The sequence below is a fragment of the Endozoicomonas sp. ONNA1 genome (genome assembly GCF_024606325.1).
Taxonomy (GTDB): Bacteria; Pseudomonadota; Gammaproteobacteria; order Pseudomonadales; family Endozoicomonadaceae; genus Endozoicomonas_A.
The window spans coordinates 1-1,632 of the sequence record NZ_JAHHPN010000002.1; the positions used below are offsets into that span (position 1 = coordinate 1).

The 1,632-nt window shown below is 45.9% G+C and carries 2 protein-coding genes; both read left to right on the forward strand.

What is annotated here, in order from left to right; translation table 11 throughout:
- Positions 1-180 precede the first annotated feature (180 nt).
- Positions 181-741 carry a D-glycero-beta-D-manno-heptose 1,7-bisphosphate 7-phosphatase gene (gmhB, locus tag KDK19_RS00020; protein ID WP_257275077.1) on the forward strand — a complete coding sequence of 187 codons (561 nt, stop codon included), beginning with the start codon at positions 181-183 and terminating at the stop codon, positions 739-741.
- Between the two features lie 16 nt (positions 742-757).
- Complete coding sequence (locus tag KDK19_RS00025) at positions 758-1,498, forward strand: 1-acyl-sn-glycerol-3-phosphate acyltransferase (RefSeq protein WP_257275076.1); 741 nt, start codon at positions 758-760, stop codon at positions 1,496-1,498.
- Positions 1,499-1,632: the final 134 nt, after the last annotated feature.

Below are 1,632 nucleotides of genomic sequence, written 5' to 3' on the forward strand. Positions count from 1 at the left end.
CCTGTTAGGTGACTAACGGGAATCTCGCTCCTTCAGGGGCGAGAGGATGTCAACACACTGGATTTGATAGCTTATGACTGGTTCTACTCTCGGAACTGAATCACTGAGCCAGCTTTCATCAATTCGAGCAAAAACCAATATTTTCCAATGTTTCAGGTATCAAACCTGCTTTCTGAAATTATGAGCAAACTGATCATTCTTGACCGCGACGGAGTCATTAATAAAGACTCTGACCACTACATTCGTTCGGTAGATGAGTGGATTCCTCTGCCTGGCAGCATTGAAGCTATAGCCAGGCTCAGCAGGGCAGGGTATTCCATCGCCATTGCAACCAACCAGTCGGGCCTTGCCAGAGGTTACTTTACTGAAGAAACCCTCAAGGCCATGCATCAAAAAATGCTCGATCTGGTGGTTTCAGAAGGTGGCAAGATTGACTGCATTCAATACTGTCCCCATGGCCCTGACGATCAATGTTGTTGCAGAAAGCCTCTTCCGGGGATGATTGAACAGATCGAAGAAACTCTAAACATTCCTGCATCATCTGCCTGGGTCGTCGGGGACTCTCTAAGAGATCTTGAGGCAGGGCAAGCAGTGGGATGTAAGGTAGCTCTGGTAAAAACCGGCAAGGGCGTCAGAACGCTAAATAAAGGGGAAGGTCTTGATAATGTGCCAGTGTTTGAAGACTTGGCCGCTTTTACTCGCTTCATTATCGGACAGTCACAGATCAGTCTTCAAGGATAAACACAATAGGTTTTAAATGTCACTCGTCGTTCAATCCATAAGAACAGCTTTATTTTATTTCCTGCTGACCATTTTTACTGTTTTCTGGTCCATGGTAATGGTTTTTGTTGCTCCTCTCGTTCCCATGAACAGACGCCACAACATACTGGTGAAGTACTGGGCGATTATCGCTATGGGACTGGCCAGATTTATCTGTGGGATAAAGTATGAAGTACATGGAAAAGAAAACATTACTGACATCCCATGCGTCATGATCAGTAATCACCAAAGCACTTGGGAAACGTTTTTCCTGCAGACGCTCTTTAGCCCTCAGGCTCCGGTTCTTAAGAAAGAGCTATTGAAAATTCCATTCTTTGGCTGGGCCATCAGACTCATTAAACCTATCGCCATTAATCGTAATGATCCAAGGGCCGCATTAAACGATGTAGTAGAACAGGGTACTTCAGCTTTGCACGACGGTCGTTGGGTTTTGATTTTTCCAGAAGGTACTCGTAATCCTAATGGCCAGCTAGGCAAGTTCTCAAGAGGCGGTGTCAATCTGGCACGAAAGGCTGGGGTTAATGTACTGCCCATTGCCCATAATGCCGCTGCTTGCTGGCCTATGAACAGTTTTCTAAAAAAGCCCGGGACCATTCAGCTTCATATAGGAACAGTCATAGAAACCAAAGACAGGACGGCGCTGGAGATTAATAATGAAGCTCGGGACTGGATTTCCAATACACTGGATAACATGAATGGGAAATCGGAAGGGGCTTAAGCTCAGACATCATTCATCACCGGATAACAGGTGATGAAGATGTTGGCTTGCCATCAAATCACTAAGAGGAAGCCATGTACTTCTCAACAATAATACGCAGGACACCCAGGGTGGCTCTTCGCAGTGCAAACGGA